This window comes from Pseudoduganella violacea (assembly GCF_014191875.1).
Classification (GTDB): domain Bacteria; phylum Pseudomonadota; class Gammaproteobacteria; order Burkholderiales; family Burkholderiaceae_D; genus Rugamonas; species Rugamonas violacea_A.
This window is the reverse complement of record NZ_JACHXD010000003.1, coordinates 236,433-252,599: the sequence shown is the minus strand read 5'-3', so window position 1 is coordinate 252,599 and position 16,167 is coordinate 236,433. Positions and strand designations below refer to the sequence as shown.

Below are 16,167 nucleotides of genomic sequence, written 5' to 3'. Positions count from 1 at the left end.
CAGGCCAGTTTTGATTTCTCATCTTTCCCTCCGTTTTGCCTATTAACTTGCAAAAAGATATTAAATAACTTTCTAATTAGTATTTAATAGCCGCGAATATGCAATTGGCGCATGACGATATTTTCTTCTTGACCGAAATGTAATGTTGGACTAGGATTAATTTTGCCACCATAAGTGGCATACGCTGGGTTAATTCAAAATCCTCTATGAAAGATGGAAATGAAAAATCAAAATAATGAGACTAAGCTGTTTGCATTCAAACTGGCCGAAAAGAAATCCCTGGCTCATCAATCCCAATGGAAGGCCCGCGAGGGTGTCGCCCAAGCCGGCTGCACCGGCCCCGACGCGCGTGCCGAACGTCTACGCGGCCGCGATAACGGCATTTACTGCTGATACGCCGCCAGCTGGCCCGCTTCGCTGAAACGGGCTGCCCGCCCACAATTTATCTCCATCCGCTTGCTCTGATCCGGTATTTGAATACTGGAGGGGATCCTCTTTTTATTCGATCCGGAAGGGTGGGGTAAATCAGCCATATTCATGGCTGTGGTTAATCTTTGTTTCTGAAATCTTTAATGGGAGAAGTAGGAATGAAAGAACAAAAGAGCAATAAGCTGTTTGCCTTCAAATTAGCCGAAAAGAAAGCGCTGCAAACCAAACCGGAAGCACAGTGGAAAGCGCGCGATGGCGTGGCTGCCGCTGGCTGCACAATGCCGTCCGAACGTAATACCGGCCGCCTTGGCCGCGATACCGGCATTCTGTGCTAAGCCGGAGGTCCGCGATGAAAACCCGTCCAGCTCAACCCCAGCTGTTTGCATTCAAACTGGCCGGCCAGAAAGCCGCGCCAGCCAAGCCGCAAGCGCAGTGGCAGGTACGTCAAGGCGTGGCCATTGCCGGCTGCTCCGCACCGATCGAACGCACTAGGAACCGCATGGGCGGTGACAGTGGCGTCTATTGCTAACTTGGAGGCCGCAAATGAAAACCCGTTCTGCTCAACCGAAACTGTTCGCATTCAAACTGGCCAATAAAAAAGCCGATCCAGCCAAAGCCACGCCGCAATGGCAAGCCCGCGAAAGCGTGGCTGTGGCCGGCTGTACTTTCCCTGCCGAGCGCTATCCGCGCCTGGGCGGCAAGGATAACGGTATTTATTGCTGAGTTCTCGTTATTTACGACTAAACGAAAGGATGAGGGAAATGCAAAAGAAAGACGTTAAATCGTTCGCATTCAAACTGGCTGCAAAAAAGGAAGAATCCAAATCCGGGGCGCAGTGGAAAGTCCGTGATGGTGTGGCGGTAGCCGGGTGCTCCGGCCAAGTGGACCCACGTTATGTCCAAGCCGGCAACGCCAAAATACGCGACGAAGGCTGGTATTGCTGATTTCTGCTATTGCGATGGCATCGTCCTCTGGAGGAGTAAGTCGTGAAAAATACGCGGAAAACACCTCGTTCGTTCGCTTTCAAATTGGCTGAGAAGCCGGCCAAACCCACCCAGCCTGAAGCCAAGTGGAAAACCCGCGATGGTCTGGCCACTGCGGGCTGTACCGGTATGAATACCGAAAGGTATACCGGAACCTGGAATACCGACAATGGCATGTATTGCTAATCACAGGAAAGGATGAGACAGATGCAAAAGAAAGAAGTCAAATCGTTCGCCTTCAAGCTGGCGGAGAAAAAGGATCAGTCGAAAGCCCAAGCTCAATGGAAAGTCCGCGATGGCGTCGCCACCGCTGGCTGCACCTTCCCTTCCGAGCGTGACCGTAGCCGTTTTGGCGGCAACGACAATGGCCTGTATTGCGCCTAACAGGAGACTTAATGAAAACGCAAATGAAGGTATTTGCTTTCAAGCTGGCCGAGAAAAAAGCCCAGGCCAAACCGCAAGCCCAATGGAAAGTCCGTGATGGCGTTGCCACCGCTGGCTGCTCCTTCCCGGTCGAACGCGCTTCTAGCCGCGCCGGCAGCCCTGACTTTGGCATTAGCTGCGCCTAAGTTGTGATCGCAAGCCCCGCCGGGGCGGGGCTTGTTCTTGTTCTACTTTAAGGATGAAGCATGAAACAAAGCGATAAAAAACCAGCACAGCAACTGTTTGCCTTCCGCCTGGCGGAAAACAAGGAAAAACAAGCGGCGCCTGCCGCCCAGTGGAAGCAGCGCGACGGCGTCGCCCGCGCAGGCTGCTCCGGCCCTTACGAGCGTGAAATGCAGTGGCCATGGGATGGCGACCAAGGCGTGTGGTGCTGATCGAATAAGTAAAGGGACTGGCCTGGGGCCGGCCCTTTCTTTCACGAGAGAGATTCATGGCAAAAAAGGTTTTGATCGTCACCAATAGTTTTGATCTGCATGCTGATCTTGTTGTGCCCTTGCTGACGGCCCGCGACTGCGCCGTTTTCCGCATCAACCTGGATGCCTTCCCCCGCGACTATCAAATCTGCCAGCTGTTCACCAACAATAAGATGAGCAGTGAAATCCGCCACCTGCCGACCGGCGCCAGCATCGATCTGGCCGAGGTGGGTGCCGTGTGGACGCGCAAGCCCGCCGATTTCGCTTTCGCCAGCGAAGACCTGTCGGCACAGGAGCGCGCCTACGCCAAAATGGAAACCGAACATGCCTTGTTCGGCCTTCTCTACACCCTCGATTGCTATTGGATGAGCCACCCGGTGGCGCTGCGCGGCGCCATGTGGAAGGGCGAGCAGTTGCAGCGCGCGATGACGATGGGCTTCCGCGTGCCCGCTTCCATCGTCACCAATTCGCCCGAGCGGGTAAGGGCGTTCAAGGAGAGTGTGCAGGGCGACCTGGTGTTCAAATGCCTGTCCTCGCCGATGCTGGGCGCGGAAGCCGTGGCCGACGAGGACCGTATCGCCACCGGCCTGGCCACCACCATCGTCACCGACGAGATGATGGAAAGCCTGGATGCCGTCAGCGAGGTGGCTTGCCACTTCCAGGAATACATCCACAAGCAGTACGAGCTGCGCGTGACCATCATCGCCGGCCGCATCTTCGCCGCCAAGCTGCATTCGCAGGACGATCCGCGCACGGCCGTCGATTCGCGCGATATGTCGGCCGAAATCCTGTATGAAGCGACCGAGCTGCCCGACGAGGTCAAGGAACGCTGCCTGGTCTTCGTGCAGAGCTATGGCCTGAACTACAGCGCGCTCGACCTGATCGTTACGCCCGAAGGCGAATACGTCTTCCTCGAAAACAATCCGAGCGGCCAGTTCCTGTACGTGGAACAGCTGATCCCCGAATTCAAGATGCTGGACGCCGTCGCCGACCGTCTCAGCCAGGAGGCCGCATGCCGCATTTGAAAGAGTTTCCCGCCCAAGCCCTGATCCGCCAGTTGGAGCAAAGCCGCCAGAGCCGGGTGCTGGTGTTTGCCGCTTCGCGCCTGGACATGGAGCATCTGCCCGCGTTGTACGAACAATGCCGCGAAATGGGCCACTCGCCGCGGCTCGATGTACTGATCCAGTCGCGCGGCGGCGCGGTGGTGGCGGCGCGCCGCATCGCCTTGTTGCTGCGCGAATTCTGCGACCGCCTGAGTTTCATCGTGCCGTATTACTGCGAGTCGTCCAGCACCATCCTGGCGCTGGCGGCCGACGAGATCATCGCCGGCGACCTGGCCATCTTCTCGCCCATCGATCCGCATCTGCATGGCGGCGTGTCGGACGACGAGGCGGCCAGCATGTTCTCCAGCATGGACATCAAGATGTTCGGCGCCATGAGCGAAGACTGGTTCGGCGTCAGTTCGGAAGAGGCGCGCATGCAGGCGCTGTCCCTGCTGTGCGGCAGCATCTTCCCACCGACACTGACGGCCTTTTACCGCACCACGCTGGAACTGGAACAGATCGGCGAGGAATTGCTGGCGTTCCAGCTGCCGCAGGCGGGCGAGGAGGCGCGGCGCAAGATCCTCAAGCAGCTGATGTACGGCTTCCACTCGCACGGCTATCCGATCACGCGCGGCGAACTGGCCGCCATGGGTCTGAACATCCGGCGCGAACCGGAAGTGGAGGCGCTATCCTGGGAAGTGTCGCGCCTGATCCAGAAAACCGTGGGCCGCGGCATCAACCACTCCGATGCTGAGCCGTGGATCGACGCCCTGATGGCCACGCGCGACGGCGTCAAGCTGCGCGAACGCGCCGAAGGCGGCTACCACCCGCGCTGGACCGAGGCGGCCTACTGATGGCGGCGGTCTTCATCGCGGAAGTCTTCCGCTATTTCCTGGCCTTTCTGCTGTTCTTCGCGGCGCTGGGCAAGTACCGCACTTTCGCCCAGTTCCAGACCAATCTGACGGAATCGCTGGGCCTGGGGCGTGGCTTTAGCGCCTGGCTGGCGCCCGCCTTGGTGGGGCTGGAATCCGGTTTGGCCCTGCTGATCGTGGCCGGCATCGCCTTCAGCTACCAGGGCATGCTGGCGGCGCTGCTGCTGTTCTCCTGCTTCACCACCTTCATCGGCTACAAGTATGTGAAAGAGGGCATCGTCAAGTGCAGCTGTTTCGGCGAGTCGGAACGTTCGGTATCGGGTTTCGACCTGCTGCGCAATGTGCTGGTGATCTTGAGCGCGGCCTTTTATCTGGCTTTCGCGGGCGCGGCCGTCATGGCCTGGCCCGCGCTGTTGACGGCTGCCGCCCTGGCCTTGATCCTGACGGTCATCGCCATCGAATTCCATGATCTGGCCATGCTGCTGGTGCATTCGTCGAAAGGATATGTGTGATGGACGCGAATGTGCTGTATGCCGTGCTGATTATCCTGGCGCTCAGCGTGGCGCTGAACCTGAAACTCACCTTCAGCCTGCTCAGTTCCGTGCGCAATATGATGGCGGCCCAGGGCCAGGACTTCACGCTGCCGGTGGGTGAGCCGGTGCCTGAGGTGCGGGGCAAGCCGATGAGAGGCGGAAAGAAGGCCGTCTTCACGGCGGGACCGCGGCCGGCGGTGCTGCTTTTCCTTTCCAGCGGCTGCCCCAAATGCAAATCCAAGCTGCCCGAAATCGGCCGCATGCTGGCGCGCGCCGACGAGGCGGGACTCGATATGTGGCTGGTCAGCCGCGAAGCGAAATGGCGCTTACGCCGCTTCCTGCGCGGCACCGCCTTGCCTGGCGTGACCATGCGCGTCTCAACCGATGAATTCAAGGTGCTGAATCCGACCATGACCTCGCCTTACTATATGTTCCTGAACGAGAGCGGCAGCCTGGAAGCGGGCGGCATGATCGGCGACGAAAATTGGCTCAGCTTCCGCGGGCAACTGGACGACGCCGAAGGGGACGCCGAGATGGAAACGGAGGCGGCGGCATGACGTCCTCCTCGCGCAAAACCAATCCCCACCTGGAACGCCTGCAGCTGCTGCGTCCTTTCGCCGGCCGACTGGCGCTGGGCCTGTTGTTCATGGTCCTGACGGTGATGGTGCAGCTGGCCTATCCCAAGGCCATCGCCTACTTCATCGACGGCATGAGCGAGAAGAAGAGCGAATCGTGGTTCATCATGCTTGGCTCGCTGATGCTGGGCGTGTTCATCCTGCAGGCGATCGCCACCACGCTGCGCTACTATCTGTTTGAATCGACCGGCTATATGATCGTCACGCGCATCCGGCGCCAGTTGTTCGGAGCGCTGATCGGCAAGAAGATCAGTTTCTTCGACCGTCACAATGTGGGCGAGTTGAGCAACCGTTTGACGGCCGATGTCGAGGTGCTGCACGAAACCCTGACCATGGGCGCGGCGATTTCCCTGCGCTGCCTGTGCATCCTGATTGGCGGCGTGACCATGCTGCTGATTATTTCTCCGGCGCTGACCTTGATGCTGGCCTTCTTCATTCCGGCCAGCCTGCTGCTGTCGCACTGGGGCGGCAAGCGTATCCGCAAGCATTCGCGCAATATGCAGCAAAGCCAGGCCGATTGCGGCAAGACCGCCTACGAGCATCTGGCCAATATCCGCCTGGTGCATGCTTTCAACCAGGGCCGGACGGCGGCGCGGCGCTATGGCCAGTCCACCGAGGATGCGCTGAACGTCTCCCTGTCCACCACGCGCATGATGGCGGCCTTCCGCGGCTGGTCCATCTTCCTGGTGTATATGAGTTTGCTGGTGACCTTATGGTTCGGCGCAAAACTGATTCTGGAGGATGCGCTGACCATCGGCGAGCTGACCGCCTTCATCCTGTACTCGACCATGGTGACCGACGCCGCCAGCGCGGTGACGGACTTCTGGAGCGAGTGGATGCGCACCATCGGCGCCACCGAGCGGATTTTTGAGCTGATCGGCGAGCAGGAAGAGATCGCGCCGCCGGTGGCGGCGCTGGCGCTGCAAGGCAATGTGGCCTTCCGCGACGTGGTGTTCGCCTATCCGGAGCGGCCGGACAAGCTGGCCCTGCGCGGCATCAGTTTCACCATCGCGGCGGGCGAGAAGATCGCGCTGGTCGGCGCCTCAGGCGCAGGCAAGTCCACCATCGCCAGCATGCTGCTCGGTTTTTACGAGGCCCAGCAGGGCAGCATCGGCTTCGACGGCACGGTGCTGACGCCGGCGAATGCCAGCGCCATGCGCGACAATATCGCCATCGTCGAACAGGAGCCTTCGCTGTTTTCGGGATCGATCTACGAGAATATCGCCTTTGCCGTCTCCGAGCGCGAAGCCTCGCTGGAAGAAGTCATGGCCGCCGCCAGATTGGCGAACGCGCACGACTTCATCCAGGCTTTCCCGCAGGGATACGAGACCATCGTCGGCGAGCGCGGCGTGCAGCTCTCGGGTGGCCAGAAACAGCGCGTGGCGATCGCCCGGGCCCTGCTGCGCAATCCGCGCATCCTGATCCTGGACGAGGCCACCAGCGCGCTCGATTCGGCCAGCGAGGTGCAGGTGCAGAATGCGCTGGACAAGCTGATGGCGGGCCGCACCACCATCATCATCGCCCACCGCTATTCGACCATCGTGAAGGCCGACCGCATCCTGGTGCTGGAGCAGGGCCGCATCGCGCAGCAAGGCAGCCACCGCGAATTGATGCAGGACACGGCCGGCCTCTACCACTATCTGATGGAAAACCAGTTGGCGCAGTACAAAACCATCAGCGAGGCCCATGCCGAAGCGGCTTGAGTATGCAGCGAGCGGTCAAGCCACGTTGCGCAGTTTTTGACCAAGAGCCTGGAGGCGCGAATCGAAAGGGACCCAGGCCATGGTCAGCACACTGCGCAGGCGTGAGGCATAGCGTTGCTCAACATAGGTCGTCACGAGATAGGCGAAGCACAGCGCGCCGGCGAGGGTGCCCCAGAACAGCAGATGCCGGTTCACGGCAGGGTAGAGCGCATTGAAAATGAGGAAGCCAACGGTCTGGTGAATCAAATAGAGCGGGTAGGTAAGTGAACCCAGCAGCGTCCATTTCATGCTGCCCAGACGGCCGGTCTTCCTGATCGCAACCAGAAACATGACGACAAAGAAGATACTTATCACAACGCCCACTATCACAGGATCATAGCTGATCGAGTTCTGTGCGCTAAGTTCGTTCGCTTGAGAAAGGCTGGCGCGCACTGCCATTGCCCAGCTTACGACGAGCGCGGCGATGCGGCGCGCGGACAGCCCATTGGCCCGGATGAAGTAGAACAGGGTGCCGGCAATGAAGTACGGTGCGAACTTCTGCATCAGGTGCTTGGCCAGGAACGCTACCGGATAAAATTCCAGCGCAATGATGGCGGCCAACCAGCCGAGCACAAACAGCTCGGCCTTGCGAATTTGACCAAGCAGAATGACAAGGGCAACCAGGAAGTAGAACCTGATCTCGACCGTCAGTGTCCAGTAGGAATGATCGATGAAAGGCTTGGATAGAAAGCCCTCCAGCATGGTCATGTTATATAGATAAGTTGACAGACTCGCGCTGAATTTGGTCTGGTCAAAGCTCAGGATGGCGATGAAGGACAGCGTGCAGCATAGCCAGTAAGCCGGGTAGAGGCGAATGATGCGGGCAATCGTAAACGAGGCCACCGTCGCATTGCCCGCGCTCATGATGATGACGAAGCCACTAATGATGAAAAAGAGCTGCACCCCCAGGTAGCCATACTGGCTTGCTCTTCCGAGGACATCATAGGACATAGCGATAGTGCCATCCGCATAGCCCAGGAAGCCCCAGTGGAAAAAGACTACCGCAATGGCTGCGAGGAAACGTAGCAGGTCAATTTCATTTGTGTAGTCTTTTTTCATGTCATAAAGAAAATATCAATTAAATAGCGTCGAAGTGTATCCTAAATGCGGCGGATGGGACATTCATCCGTCCAGTGCATTAGCTTCTTGCGCTTGGTTTCCCGGTTGAAGGCATTAATTAGCCGCGCAGAATCAGGCTGGCTGCCAGGGCCAGCATGATGGCGCCGGTCAAGCCTTCGATGATTTTCCAGACGATGGGGCGCTGCAGCACATTGGAGAGGCGCACGGCGCCGAAGCCGAGGGCGCAGAACCACAGGACCGAAGCGGTCATGGCGCCGACCGAGAAGCTGGTCCGCTGCTCGACCGGATAGCTGCCGCCCACGCTGCCCAGCAGGACCACCGTGTCCAGATAGACATGGGGATTGAGCAGGGACAGGGCGACCACGCTGACCAGGGCCTTGCGCGCGGTCGGCGTGGCGCTCTGGCTGGCCAGGTCCAGGCTGTGGCTGCCCAGCAGCGATTTCCAGCTGCGCAAGCCATACCAGATCAGGAAGGCGGCGCCGCCCCAGCGCGCCAGGCCCAGCAGCAGCGGGGAATCCTGGATCAGGGCCCCCGCGCCCGCCACGCCAAGACCGATCAGCAAAGCGTCGATGACGATGCAGGCCGCCACGGTCACGCCCACGTTCGAGCGTTGGATACCGGTGCGCAGCACATGGGCGTTCTGGGCGCCGATGGCCATGATGAGACTGGCGCCGAGGCCCAGCCCGTTCAAATAACTTTGTGCAAATAGCATGATTTGCCCCTTCTTTAGATGCAAAACGCATATTGTCCCTTTCTTGCACGCATAGATGAAGCTGAATTAATATTCGTCAGGAATGCTTAAAATTTCTAAAGAAAGAAATCCATGCTGCTCGATTCCCGCCAAAGCGAGGCCCTGCTTGCCGTTCTCGACAGCGGCAGCTTTGAACAGGCCGCCGCCAGCCTGCACCTGACCCCCTCGGCCGTCTCCCAGCGCGTCAGCGCCATGGAGGCCGCCATCGGCGCGCCGCTGGTGGTGCGCAGCCGTCCCTGCCGCGCCACCGGGCCAGGGCAGCGGCTGCTGCAATATCTGCGCCGCAGCCGTTTGCTGGAACAGGAGTTTTTCGCCGAGTTGGAAGAAGATGGCGGCCGTCCATTAAGCGTGGCGCTGGCCGTGAATAACGACACGCTGGCGACCTGGCTATTGCCGGAATTAGCCCCGTTTTTAATCCGCGAGCGTCTTTTATTGGATATCACGCTGGATGACCAGGACCATACTTATTCGCTGCTGGAATTGGGGCAGGCGATCGCCTGTATTTCCAGCCAGCCTTTGCCGATGCGTGGTTGCGTGGTCGAGCCTTTGGGTTTTATGCGCTACAGCCTATTAGGAACGCCTGATTATCGCGAGCGCTATTTCAGCGCCGGTTTTGAACGGGAAGCGGCACGCAAGGCGCCGGTCGTGGTATTCGACCGCAAGGATATGCTGCAGGCGAATTTCATCCAGCAGGTTTTAGGCTTGCCGCCTGGCAGTTATCCGAGCCTGTATATTCCAGCGGCCGAAGCGTTTTTAAATGCCGTGCGCCTGGGATTAGGCAGCGGCATGCTGCCGTCCCAGCAATACGGCAGCGATCTGGAAACGGGCAAATTGACCGATCTGGCGCCTGGCCGTTATCTCGACGTTCATCTGTACTGGCATTCGTGGCGGGTGCAATCGCCGCGGCTGGAAAAGCTGAGCGCCGAAGCCATCGCCGCCGCCCGCCGCGTGCTGAGCCAGGATGGCGCCGATGGTGCAGATCAAGAGCTGGCGTAATCACGCCAGTACCTGGCGTGAACTACGTAGAGTGAAGGCAGGGCGCAGGCGTAACAAAGCCTTGATTTTTGATGTCGCGTAAAACGTGATGCCCGCGCGCTGGCATGCTGGCTCGGTGCTAAACTACAGTGAGCGGAGGCGCTATGAGCGATCAGGAATTTGATGTGCGTATTGGGCGGCTTGAGGCACGGGTGGAAGCTTTAGGTACTGCTGTGGAGATGTTGAGTACGGCCTTGGAGACTCTTGGGCGTCGCATTGATGTATTGGAGCGTCGCATGGATGAAGGTTTTCGCGAATTGCGTAGACAGATATTCTGGCTCGGCAGTATTCAAATCACATCTTTATTGGCGATGCTGGCGCTGATTGCCAAGATAGGCCATCTGTTCTGAATCCTCTCCCGATAAAAGAAAAAGGCTTTCCGAATATACGGAAAGCCTTTTTGTATTTCAGCCTGGGCAGTTCTTAATAGGTATAGAACATGCGCTGAATGGCTTTGCTGTCATTGGTTTTGGTCAGTGCCAGCATCAGCAGAATGCGTGCTTTCTGTGCATTCAGCGTATCGGATACCACGAAGTCCAATTCATCGTCATTGGCTTCGCCATTACGCGCCAGGATGCCTTGGCCGACGCGGCTCGCACGCACGATCAGCGTGCCTTTTTTGCGTGCCGCGACCAGACCGGGTTTTACTTTGGCCGCTACGCTGCCATCGCCGGTGCCGGCGTGGATAATGCCTTTGGCACCATTGGCGACGAAGGCGTCCAGCGCCACGGTGTTCATATTGGCGTAGCCGTACACGATATCCACCTGCGGCAGCGATTGCAGATTGGCGATATCGAACTCGGTCTCGGTGGTGTGCTTGCGGGTCGAAACGCGGTAGAAGAATGGCTTGTTGCCTTGGATGTAGCCGATCATGCCCAGCTCGGAGGTTTTGAAGGCGTCCGGAGTCGAGGTATTGGTTTTGCTCACATCGCGCGCGCTATGAATCTGGTCGGCCATCGCGACCATCACGCCTTTGCCCACCGCTTCCTGGCTGGCGGCCAGCAGAACGGCGTTGTACAGATTGATCGGGCCGTCCGCCGACAGGGCGGTGGAAGGGCGCATGGCGCCAACCAGTACCACGGGCTTCTTGCTCTTGACTACCAGGTTCAGGAAGTAAGCGGTTTCTTCCATGGTGTCGGTGCCGTGGGTGATCACGATGCCGTCCACGTCGTTCTGCGCCAGCAGCGCATTCACGCGCTTGCCCAGGGTCAGCCAGTGCTCATTGGTCATGCTTTCGCTGGCGATCTGGAAGACTTGTTCGCCCTTGACGTTGGCGACTTTGGCCAGCTCAGGCACAGCGGCGATCAGCTGCTGCACGCCGACGGTGGCGGCGGTATACCCTACGGTCGTGGTGCTGGTGGCGCCACTGCCGGCGATGGTGCCGCCGGTGGCCAGGATGGTGACATTGCCCAGCTTGACCGCAGCCTGTTCAGCTTGTGCCGAAAGCAGGAAGAGGGCGCCAAACAAGGCGATGAAGTAGTGCGTGAACTTTTTGCGCAGCATGTGTTCTCCATTTAAGTTCAGGATTTTTATAGGAGACTGATAGTAACAAAAACTTTCCGCAACCGTAAGGGCGCATGTTGGCGGATGCGACAGTTTTATCGGTTTCGAGTGAAAAATTTTGAACCAAGCCACTGTTAATTTTGCAATATCCGAATAAAGTTTTGCCCTGGGGAATATTTGTGCACGGGTGTACATAAAACAAAACCCGCCGTTGGCGGGTTTTGCAAAGAGGCTGGCGCCGCTTTCAACCGAGCTTATCGTTCTCCTTCGCCTTGGACGTAAAGGCCAGCAAGCCTACGCCGATCAGCAGCATCAGATAGGCGGCCGGTTCCGGCACGGGCGCCAGATTTAGCGTGCCGGCGTAGGCGCCGCCCATACCCGGCAATAGGGTGTGGCCAGTGACCCGGAAGCCGTAGCTGCCGACGCCGAGCGCCCCCTCGTGGTAGAACTCAAGCAGGCCGGAAGTAATGGTCGTCGGCAGCATGGTATAGCCGCCACCCGTGTCCACATGGAAGAATTCGATGGAGTCGATGCCGTAATTGGCCAGTCGGGCGCCGTCGACCCACGTTTTTCCGACAACCACGGTCCCGCTGGGATAGTGGGGAATGTCTTCGACCGAAAACAGGAAATCGTCAACAAAGCTGGCACCCGGAATATGGGTGATGGAGAAGCCGGCGTTTTTATATTCGTCAAAGATCAGGCTGGTGGTATCGGCGCTGGCCGGGGCGCTGGCGGCGAACAGGCCGGCGGTCAAGAGTAGTGAGGCAGCAAGCTTGCTGAATAAAGCTTTCTTCATTTGAATACCCCTTATTCGTGTTGTGCTGTTCGAAACAGAAGCCCTTGCTAGCAGCCAGGGGAGTGCAAGTCATACCCCAATGGCCTGTTGAAAATATAACTTTACCCGGCCGCTAACGTTGTCAATATAAGCCTCGGTATCAAAAAGATAATCCATTACTGAAGCGTGCCTGTCGGGCCGCGCCAAAACGCCGGGGCGGCGTATACGGACGATAGAAGATCAAGGAGATTTTTTGCAGTTTGTTGATAAAATCCGTCATATCTTCTGGGAAATTTGACACACAATCAAGAATGGACATCAATTCCGACGACCTTAAAATCTTCGTGGCCGTGATCGATAGCGGTACGCTGAGCGCGGCCTCGGCCCACCTGGGCCAGACCACCTCCGGCGTCAGCCGCGCCCTGAGCCGGTTGGAGGAAAAGCTGCAAACTTCGCTGCTCACGCGCACCACGCGCCGCATGGAGTTGACGGAAGAGGGGAAGTTGCTGCTAGACAAGGCACGCCTGATCCTGGCCTCCATGGAAGAGGTCGAAGAATGCATCCGCATCCGCCACCAGCAGCCGGCCGGGCGGCTGTGCGTGGACTCGCCGTCGTCCTTCATGCTGCATTGCGTGGTGCCGCATGTGGACGAGTTCCGCCGGCTTTATCCGGAAATCCGGCTGGAACTGACCACGCGCGACCAGATCACCGACCTGATCGAGCACCGCACCGACATCGCCATCCGCATCGGCGCGCTGGGCGACTCGACCCTGCATGCGCGCGCCCTCAGTTCCAGCCCGCTGCACATCCTGGCCAGTCCCGACTATCTGCGCCGGCGCGGCACGCCGCAAACGCCGGAGGACCTGGAAGGCCATTCCCTGCTTGGCTTTGTGCACTACGAGGCCGGCAACCAGTGGCCGCTGCGTTCGCGCGAAGGCAATAGCCTGCCGATCACGCCGTCGCTGGCCGCCTCCAGCGGCGAGACGCTGCGCCGGCTGGCGCTGGAGGGACAGGGCGTCGTCAGCCTGGCCGATTTCATGACGCGCGCCGATATCGAGGCCGGCCGCCTGGTGCCGATCCTGCGCGAGCACGGCACCGGCTTCCGCCAGCAGATCAACGCGGTCTATTACCGCAATACCCAACTGGCGCAGCGTATCAGCTGCTTCCTTGAATTCCTGCAGCAAAAGCTGTAGTCCGAATCCGACATTAACGCGAGCGCAAGCGAGGGGGGATTTGTGTGTTGTCGAACAGTGGCTGAATGGCCTGCGGCCCTAAGATGAAGCCATGCGATTGAGAGACAGCGCCGCAAGAAGCAAAACGCAGAAAGTGGCGCCTCCTCCTCAAGCAAGGCAAGCCGGTCGCCTGAAGCACCGGCACCAGATCCGGTGGTCCGCCCCGCATAGCCGCAGGGCGTGATCCGACACCATTGCGGAGGTCATCATGACACAGGCAAATCATCCATCCAAGGAAGTGGTACGCGAATACCTTGAGCGCCGCACCCAGGAAGTTGCGCCGCCACCCTCGCCGGAAGAAATCCGGCGCCAACTAGGCTGGGGGCTGATGATGTTCGAACCCTGCATCGACAGCAACCGCAGCTGAAATCCATTCCCGTCCCATCCCGGCGGCCAGCCCACCCAAGCGGTGGGCTTTTCTTTGTTGATCCCCGCTTTTCCGCCATTCGCTGAAAAACGCGCCATTCACCGAGTCCCAGCCGCCATTCACCGAAAAGCTGTTTCGCCGCCGGCGTTGCATGGCTATCTTTGCATCATTCCAAACATAAGGAGGCAGAGATGAACAGTTCGATACGCGTCGCCCGCAAGCAGCTGGTCTGGGGACTCTTGATCATCGGCGCCGGCGTGCTGTTTTGGCTGGAGGATGGCGATTTCAAAAAGGTGACGCAGTTCTGGCATTACTGGCCGCTGGTGATCGCCGCCTTCGGCTTCAGCCAGCTGGTGCCGCCGACCACGGCGCGCATGTTCATCGACGGCGTGTGCGAAATCCTGTTCGCCTTCTGGATCTTCGCCTGCTTCGAACATCTGTGGGGCATGAGCTTCTCCAACAGCTGGCCGTTTATGGTTATCATGGGCGGCGTTTCTCTGGCCCTGCAGCCGATACTGGGTAAATACATTGAGTCCAAAAAAGGAGAATAAGATGCACCGCAACCGTCATAACGCTCCGGCGAGCCAGATCCTGCTCGGTGTCGCGGTCATCGTCATCGGTTTCCTGTTCCTGCTCGATAATCTGGGCTGGATGGATATTAATGCCAGCATCCACTTCTGGCCGGTAATCCTGATCGTGGCCGGGGCACTGAAGATTTCCCAATCGCGCGCCGGTTCGGGATCGCTGGTCGGTGTGCTGCTGATAGCAGCGGGTGGCCTGCTGCTGCTGAAAGGTTTGGGCCTGATTTACCTGAGCTGGCGCATGCTGGCGCCGCTGCTGCTGATCGGCGCGGGCATGATGGTGGTATTCCGTTCGGTCCGGCGTTCGCGCGCGGCCGATGGTTCGCCGGCATATGGACTGAAAGACGGCAACGGCGAAGAGTCGCTGAATATCATGGCCATCCTGGGTGGCTACAAGCGCCGTATTTCGAGCCAGGATTTCCGGGGCGGCGAGGTAACCGCCTTGATGGCCGGCTGCGAACTGGATCTGCGCGACGCTTCGATTCAAGGCGAGGCCGTGCTGAACGTCTTCAGCATGTTCGGCGGCATCACCATCGAAGTGCCCACCGATTGGACCGTGGTACTGGAAGGCACGCCCATTCTTGGCGGCTTCGAAGAGCGTACCAACGGCGGCCAGGGCAGCAATAAGCGCCTGATCGTGCGCGGCTATGCCATCATGGGCGGGCTGGAAATCCGTAACTGATGCAGGGGCCATTCGCTGGCCGGCGGGGCATGGCGCTATACCTGCTGGTCTGGATCATCCTGGGCGTGGCGCTGGCGGGTTTCACCATGGTGTATACCCAGGCCAAGGCCGTCAACGCGCTGCTGTTTGCCTTGCCGTCCACCCTGGTGTACGCCATCAGCGCCGGCTTCTCGTCCTACTATCTATGCCGCGCCAATCCGCTGGGGGAGCGCAAGCTGCTCTCCGTCGTATTTGGCCTGAGCACGGCCTCGGTGCTGGCGGGCTTGCTGTGGACGGCCTTGGCGGAAATGTGGAATGAGCTGTGCCAACTGCCCGGCGCGGGCTGGGCCGGCGTGACGCTTTCTCCTGGCCTGACCGCGTTGCTATTCGTTTTCGGCACCTTGCTGTATGGCCTGTTGGCGGCGGTGAATTATCTGGCCATGGAATTTGTGCGCGCCCGCCATGCGGAAAAGCGCGAGCTGGAATCGAAGCTGCTGGCGCAGGAAGCGGAGCTGCGCATGTTGCGTACCCAGATCGACCCGCACTTCCTGTTCAACAGCCTGAATTCGATCAGCGCGCTAACTTCGCAGGACCCCAAGGGCGCGCGCGCCATGACCTTGCAGCTGGCCAGCTTCTTCCGCCAGAGCCTGGGCATGGAGGCGCACCGCAAGGTCAGTCTGCGGGAGGAGATGGCCTTGATCCGCCATTTCCTCTCCATCGAGCAGGTGCGCTTCGGCGAGCGCCTGGTGGTTGAAGAAGCGCTGGACAAGGAGGCGCTGGATTGCCTGGTGCCGCCGATGATCATCCAGCCCCTGGTGGAAAACGCCGTCAAGCATGGCATCAGCCAGTTGCCGGAAGGCGGCTGCGTCACCATTGCCGCCTGGCGCGATGGTTCGCGCCTGCGCATCACGGTCGTCAACGACATGGACGAATACCAGGCGCCTGGCCGCGGCAAGGGCATAGGCCTGAATAATGTGCGCCAGCGCCTGGCCGCCACCTACCAGCAGGAGGCGCGGGTGGAGTGGGGCGGACGCGAGAAGCATTTCAATGTGGAGATCATCATGCCGGTGGAAACGGGCGGGGAATAA

At 59.2% G+C, this 16,167-nt stretch carries 24 protein-coding genes; 20 read left to right on the top strand and 4 right to left on the bottom strand.

The features are described 5' to 3' along the window. Positions 1 to 219 precede the first annotated feature (219 nt). The 13 genes from FHS03_RS06945 to FHS03_RS06885 all read left to right on the top strand — a co-directional run bounded on the left by FHS03_RS06945 (position 220) and on the right by FHS03_RS06885 (position 7,055). Positions 220 to 393, top strand: a complete 174-nt coding sequence (locus FHS03_RS06945; protein WP_183440290.1) for a hypothetical protein — start codon at positions 220 to 222, stop codon at positions 391 to 393. Between the two features lie 161 nt (positions 394 to 554). Further along, positions 555 to 764, top strand: coding sequence for a hypothetical protein (locus FHS03_RS06940; RefSeq protein ID WP_183440566.1), 210 nt, complete (start codon positions 555 to 557; stop codon positions 762 to 764). Between the two features lie 14 nt (positions 765 to 778). Beyond that, positions 779 to 958, top strand: coding sequence for a hypothetical protein (locus FHS03_RS06935; RefSeq protein ID WP_183440289.1), 180 nt, complete (start codon positions 779 to 781; stop codon positions 956 to 958). 14 nt (positions 959 to 972) lie between these two features. Beyond that, the gene (locus tag FHS03_RS06930) at positions 973 to 1,152 is read left to right on the top strand and encodes a hypothetical protein (protein ID WP_183440288.1); all 180 of its coding nucleotides are present in this window, start codon (positions 973 to 975) and stop codon (positions 1,150 to 1,152) included. A 38-nt stretch (positions 1,153 to 1,190) separates the two neighbouring features. Then, entirely contained in the window at positions 1,191 to 1,373 is a 183-nt protein-coding gene (locus FHS03_RS06925; RefSeq protein ID WP_183440287.1) for a hypothetical protein, read from the top strand. A 246-nt stretch (positions 1,374 to 1,619) separates the two neighbouring features. After that, the gene (locus FHS03_RS06920) at positions 1,620 to 1,796 is read left to right on the top strand and encodes a hypothetical protein (protein WP_183440286.1); all 177 of its coding nucleotides are present in this window, start codon (positions 1,620 to 1,622) and stop codon (positions 1,794 to 1,796) included. A gap of 11 nt (positions 1,797 to 1,807) precedes the next feature. Then, the gene (locus FHS03_RS06915) at positions 1,808 to 1,981 is read left to right on the top strand and encodes a hypothetical protein (protein ID WP_183440285.1); all 174 of its coding nucleotides are present in this window, start codon (positions 1,808 to 1,810) and stop codon (positions 1,979 to 1,981) included. Between the two features lie 60 nt (positions 1,982 to 2,041). Continuing rightward, a complete protein-coding gene (locus FHS03_RS06910; RefSeq protein WP_176348470.1) occupies positions 2,042 to 2,230 on the top strand; it encodes a hypothetical protein in 189 nt (62 codons plus the stop codon). A 56-nt stretch (positions 2,231 to 2,286) separates the two neighbouring features. Further along, positions 2,287 to 3,294 (top strand): ATP-grasp domain-containing protein, encoded by a 1,008-nt coding sequence (locus tag FHS03_RS06905; protein ID WP_183440284.1) that lies wholly within the window; start codon positions 2,287 to 2,289, stop codon positions 3,292 to 3,294. Further along, a complete protein-coding gene (locus FHS03_RS06900; RefSeq protein WP_183440283.1) occupies positions 3,282 to 4,166 on the top strand; it encodes an SDH family Clp fold serine proteinase in 885 nt (294 codons plus the stop codon). The genes FHS03_RS06905 and FHS03_RS06900 overlap by 13 nt, the downstream gene beginning before the upstream one ends. Beyond that, positions 4,166 to 4,696: a MauE/DoxX family redox-associated membrane protein gene (locus tag FHS03_RS06895; RefSeq protein WP_183440282.1), complete on the top strand. Its 531-nt coding sequence runs from the start codon at positions 4,166 to 4,168 to the stop codon at positions 4,694 to 4,696. The genes FHS03_RS06900 and FHS03_RS06895 overlap by 1 nt, the downstream gene beginning before the upstream one ends. Beyond that, entirely contained in the window at positions 4,696 to 5,274 is a 579-nt protein-coding gene (locus FHS03_RS06890; RefSeq protein WP_183440281.1) for a thioredoxin domain-containing protein, read from the top strand. The genes FHS03_RS06895 and FHS03_RS06890 overlap by 1 nt, the downstream gene beginning before the upstream one ends. Then, positions 5,271 to 7,055 carry an ABC transporter ATP-binding protein gene (locus tag FHS03_RS06885; protein WP_183440280.1) on the top strand — a complete coding sequence of 595 codons (1,785 nt, stop codon included), beginning with the start codon at positions 5,271 to 5,273 and terminating at the stop codon, positions 7,053 to 7,055. Before FHS03_RS06890 ends, FHS03_RS06885 begins: the two co-directional genes overlap by 4 nt. Before the next feature lie 15 nt (positions 7,056 to 7,070). Here FHS03_RS06885 and FHS03_RS06880 read toward each other — a convergent pair whose 3' ends face one another. Continuing rightward, the gene (locus FHS03_RS06880; protein ID WP_183440279.1) at positions 7,071 to 8,153 is read right to left on the bottom strand and encodes an acyltransferase family protein; all 1,083 of its coding nucleotides are present in this window, start codon (positions 8,151 to 8,153) and stop codon (positions 7,071 to 7,073) included. A gap of 118 nt (positions 8,154 to 8,271) precedes the next feature. Next, positions 8,272 to 8,886: a LysE/ArgO family amino acid transporter gene (locus FHS03_RS06875; RefSeq protein WP_183440278.1), complete on the bottom strand. Its 615-nt coding sequence runs from the start codon at positions 8,884 to 8,886 to the stop codon at positions 8,272 to 8,274. Between the two features lie 111 nt (positions 8,887 to 8,997). Between FHS03_RS06875 and FHS03_RS06870 the strand changes: the two genes are divergently transcribed. Beyond that, on the top strand, positions 8,998 to 9,921 hold the full coding sequence (locus FHS03_RS06870; RefSeq protein WP_183440277.1) for a LysR family transcriptional regulator ArgP: 924 nt from the start codon (positions 8,998 to 9,000) through the stop codon (positions 9,919 to 9,921). A gap of 143 nt (positions 9,922 to 10,064) precedes the next feature. Then, positions 10,065 to 10,310, top strand: a complete 246-nt coding sequence (locus tag FHS03_RS06865; RefSeq protein WP_183440276.1) for a hypothetical protein — start codon at positions 10,065 to 10,067, stop codon at positions 10,308 to 10,310. A 73-nt stretch (positions 10,311 to 10,383) separates the two neighbouring features. On the opposite strand, the gene FHS03_RS06860 is transcribed toward FHS03_RS06865, so the two are convergent. Further along, positions 10,384 to 11,463 (bottom strand): type II asparaginase, encoded by a 1,080-nt coding sequence (locus tag FHS03_RS06860; RefSeq protein ID WP_183440275.1) that lies wholly within the window; start codon positions 11,461 to 11,463, stop codon positions 10,384 to 10,386. Positions 11,464 to 11,707: 244 nt separating this feature from the next. Further along, entirely contained in the window at positions 11,708 to 12,259 is a 552-nt protein-coding gene (locus FHS03_RS06855; protein WP_183440274.1) for an FxDxF family PEP-CTERM protein, read from the bottom strand. Positions 12,260 to 12,549: 290 nt separating this feature from the next. Between FHS03_RS06855 and FHS03_RS06850 the strand changes: the two genes are divergently transcribed. The 5 genes from FHS03_RS06850 (at position 12,550) to FHS03_RS06830 (ending at position 16,167) form a co-directional block, all read left to right on the top strand. After that, on the top strand, positions 12,550 to 13,431 hold the full coding sequence (locus FHS03_RS06850; protein ID WP_183440273.1) for a LysR family transcriptional regulator: 882 nt from the start codon (positions 12,550 to 12,552) through the stop codon (positions 13,429 to 13,431). Positions 13,432 to 13,678: 247 nt separating this feature from the next. After that, positions 13,679 to 13,837, top strand: coding sequence for a hypothetical protein (locus tag FHS03_RS06845; protein WP_183440272.1), 159 nt, complete (start codon positions 13,679 to 13,681; stop codon positions 13,835 to 13,837). Positions 13,838 to 14,028: 191 nt separating this feature from the next. Next, positions 14,029 to 14,388 carry a LiaF transmembrane domain-containing protein gene (locus FHS03_RS06840; protein ID WP_183440271.1) on the top strand — a complete coding sequence of 120 codons (360 nt, stop codon included), beginning with the start codon at positions 14,029 to 14,031 and terminating at the stop codon, positions 14,386 to 14,388. A 1-nt stretch (position 14,389) separates the two neighbouring features. Then, complete coding sequence (locus FHS03_RS06835; protein ID WP_183440270.1) at positions 14,390 to 15,100, top strand: LiaI-LiaF-like domain-containing protein; 711 nt, start codon at positions 14,390 to 14,392, stop codon at positions 15,098 to 15,100. 29 nt (positions 15,101 to 15,129) lie between these two features. After that, positions 15,130 to 16,167, top strand: a complete 1,038-nt coding sequence (locus FHS03_RS06830; RefSeq protein ID WP_307729529.1) for a sensor histidine kinase — start codon at positions 15,130 to 15,132, stop codon at positions 16,165 to 16,167.

What these genes read in the sequence shown, in the direction of transcription:
- FHS03_RS06830 (WP_307729529.1), top strand. Translation starts at nt 15,130, where the DNA reads ATGGCGCTATACCTGCTGGTCTGGATCATCCTGGGCGTGGCGCTGGCG.
- FHS03_RS06860 (WP_183440275.1), bottom strand. Translation starts at nt 11,463, where the DNA reads ATGCTGCGCAAAAAGTTCACGCACTACTTCATCGCCTTGTTTGGCGCC.
- FHS03_RS06885 (WP_183440280.1), top strand. Translation starts at nt 5,271, where the DNA reads ATGACGTCCTCCTCGCGCAAAACCAATCCCCACCTGGAACGCCTGCAG.
- FHS03_RS06845 (WP_183440272.1), top strand. Translation starts at nt 13,679, where the DNA reads ATGACACAGGCAAATCATCCATCCAAGGAAGTGGTACGCGAATACCTT.
- FHS03_RS06880 (WP_183440279.1), bottom strand. Translation starts at nt 8,153, where the DNA reads ATGAAAAAAGACTACACAAATGAAATTGACCTGCTACGTTTCCTCGCA.
- FHS03_RS06855 (WP_183440274.1), bottom strand. Translation starts at nt 12,259, where the DNA reads ATGAAGAAAGCTTTATTCAGCAAGCTTGCTGCCTCACTACTCTTGACC.
- FHS03_RS06915 (WP_183440285.1), top strand. Translation starts at nt 1,808, where the DNA reads ATGAAAACGCAAATGAAGGTATTTGCTTTCAAGCTGGCCGAGAAAAAA.
- FHS03_RS06870 (WP_183440277.1), top strand. Translation starts at nt 8,998, where the DNA reads ATGCTGCTCGATTCCCGCCAAAGCGAGGCCCTGCTTGCCGTTCTCGAC.
- FHS03_RS06840 (WP_183440271.1), top strand. Translation starts at nt 14,029, where the DNA reads ATGAACAGTTCGATACGCGTCGCCCGCAAGCAGCTGGTCTGGGGACTC.
- FHS03_RS06935 (WP_183440289.1), top strand. Translation starts at nt 779, where the DNA reads ATGAAAACCCGTCCAGCTCAACCCCAGCTGTTTGCATTCAAACTGGCC.
- FHS03_RS06925 (WP_183440287.1), top strand. Translation starts at nt 1,191, where the DNA reads ATGCAAAAGAAAGACGTTAAATCGTTCGCATTCAAACTGGCTGCAAAA.
- FHS03_RS06875 (WP_183440278.1), bottom strand. Translation starts at nt 8,886, where the DNA reads ATGCTATTTGCACAAAGTTATTTGAACGGGCTGGGCCTCGGCGCCAGT.
- FHS03_RS06895 (WP_183440282.1), top strand. Translation starts at nt 4,166, where the DNA reads ATGGCGGCGGTCTTCATCGCGGAAGTCTTCCGCTATTTCCTGGCCTTT.
- FHS03_RS06865 (WP_183440276.1), top strand. Translation starts at nt 10,065, where the DNA reads ATGAGCGATCAGGAATTTGATGTGCGTATTGGGCGGCTTGAGGCACGG.
- FHS03_RS06835 (WP_183440270.1), top strand. Translation starts at nt 14,390, where the DNA reads ATGCACCGCAACCGTCATAACGCTCCGGCGAGCCAGATCCTGCTCGGT.
- FHS03_RS06900 (WP_183440283.1), top strand. Translation starts at nt 3,282, where the DNA reads ATGCCGCATTTGAAAGAGTTTCCCGCCCAAGCCCTGATCCGCCAGTTG.
- FHS03_RS06905 (WP_183440284.1), top strand. Translation starts at nt 2,287, where the DNA reads ATGGCAAAAAAGGTTTTGATCGTCACCAATAGTTTTGATCTGCATGCT.
- FHS03_RS06945 (WP_183440290.1), top strand. Translation starts at nt 220, where the DNA reads ATGAAAAATCAAAATAATGAGACTAAGCTGTTTGCATTCAAACTGGCC.
- FHS03_RS06920 (WP_183440286.1), top strand. Translation starts at nt 1,620, where the DNA reads ATGCAAAAGAAAGAAGTCAAATCGTTCGCCTTCAAGCTGGCGGAGAAA.
- FHS03_RS06890 (WP_183440281.1), top strand. Translation starts at nt 4,696, where the DNA reads ATGGACGCGAATGTGCTGTATGCCGTGCTGATTATCCTGGCGCTCAGC.
- FHS03_RS06910 (WP_176348470.1), top strand. Translation starts at nt 2,042, where the DNA reads ATGAAACAAAGCGATAAAAAACCAGCACAGCAACTGTTTGCCTTCCGC.
- FHS03_RS06850 (WP_183440273.1), top strand. Translation starts at nt 12,550, where the DNA reads ATGGACATCAATTCCGACGACCTTAAAATCTTCGTGGCCGTGATCGAT.
- FHS03_RS06930 (WP_183440288.1), top strand. Translation starts at nt 973, where the DNA reads ATGAAAACCCGTTCTGCTCAACCGAAACTGTTCGCATTCAAACTGGCC.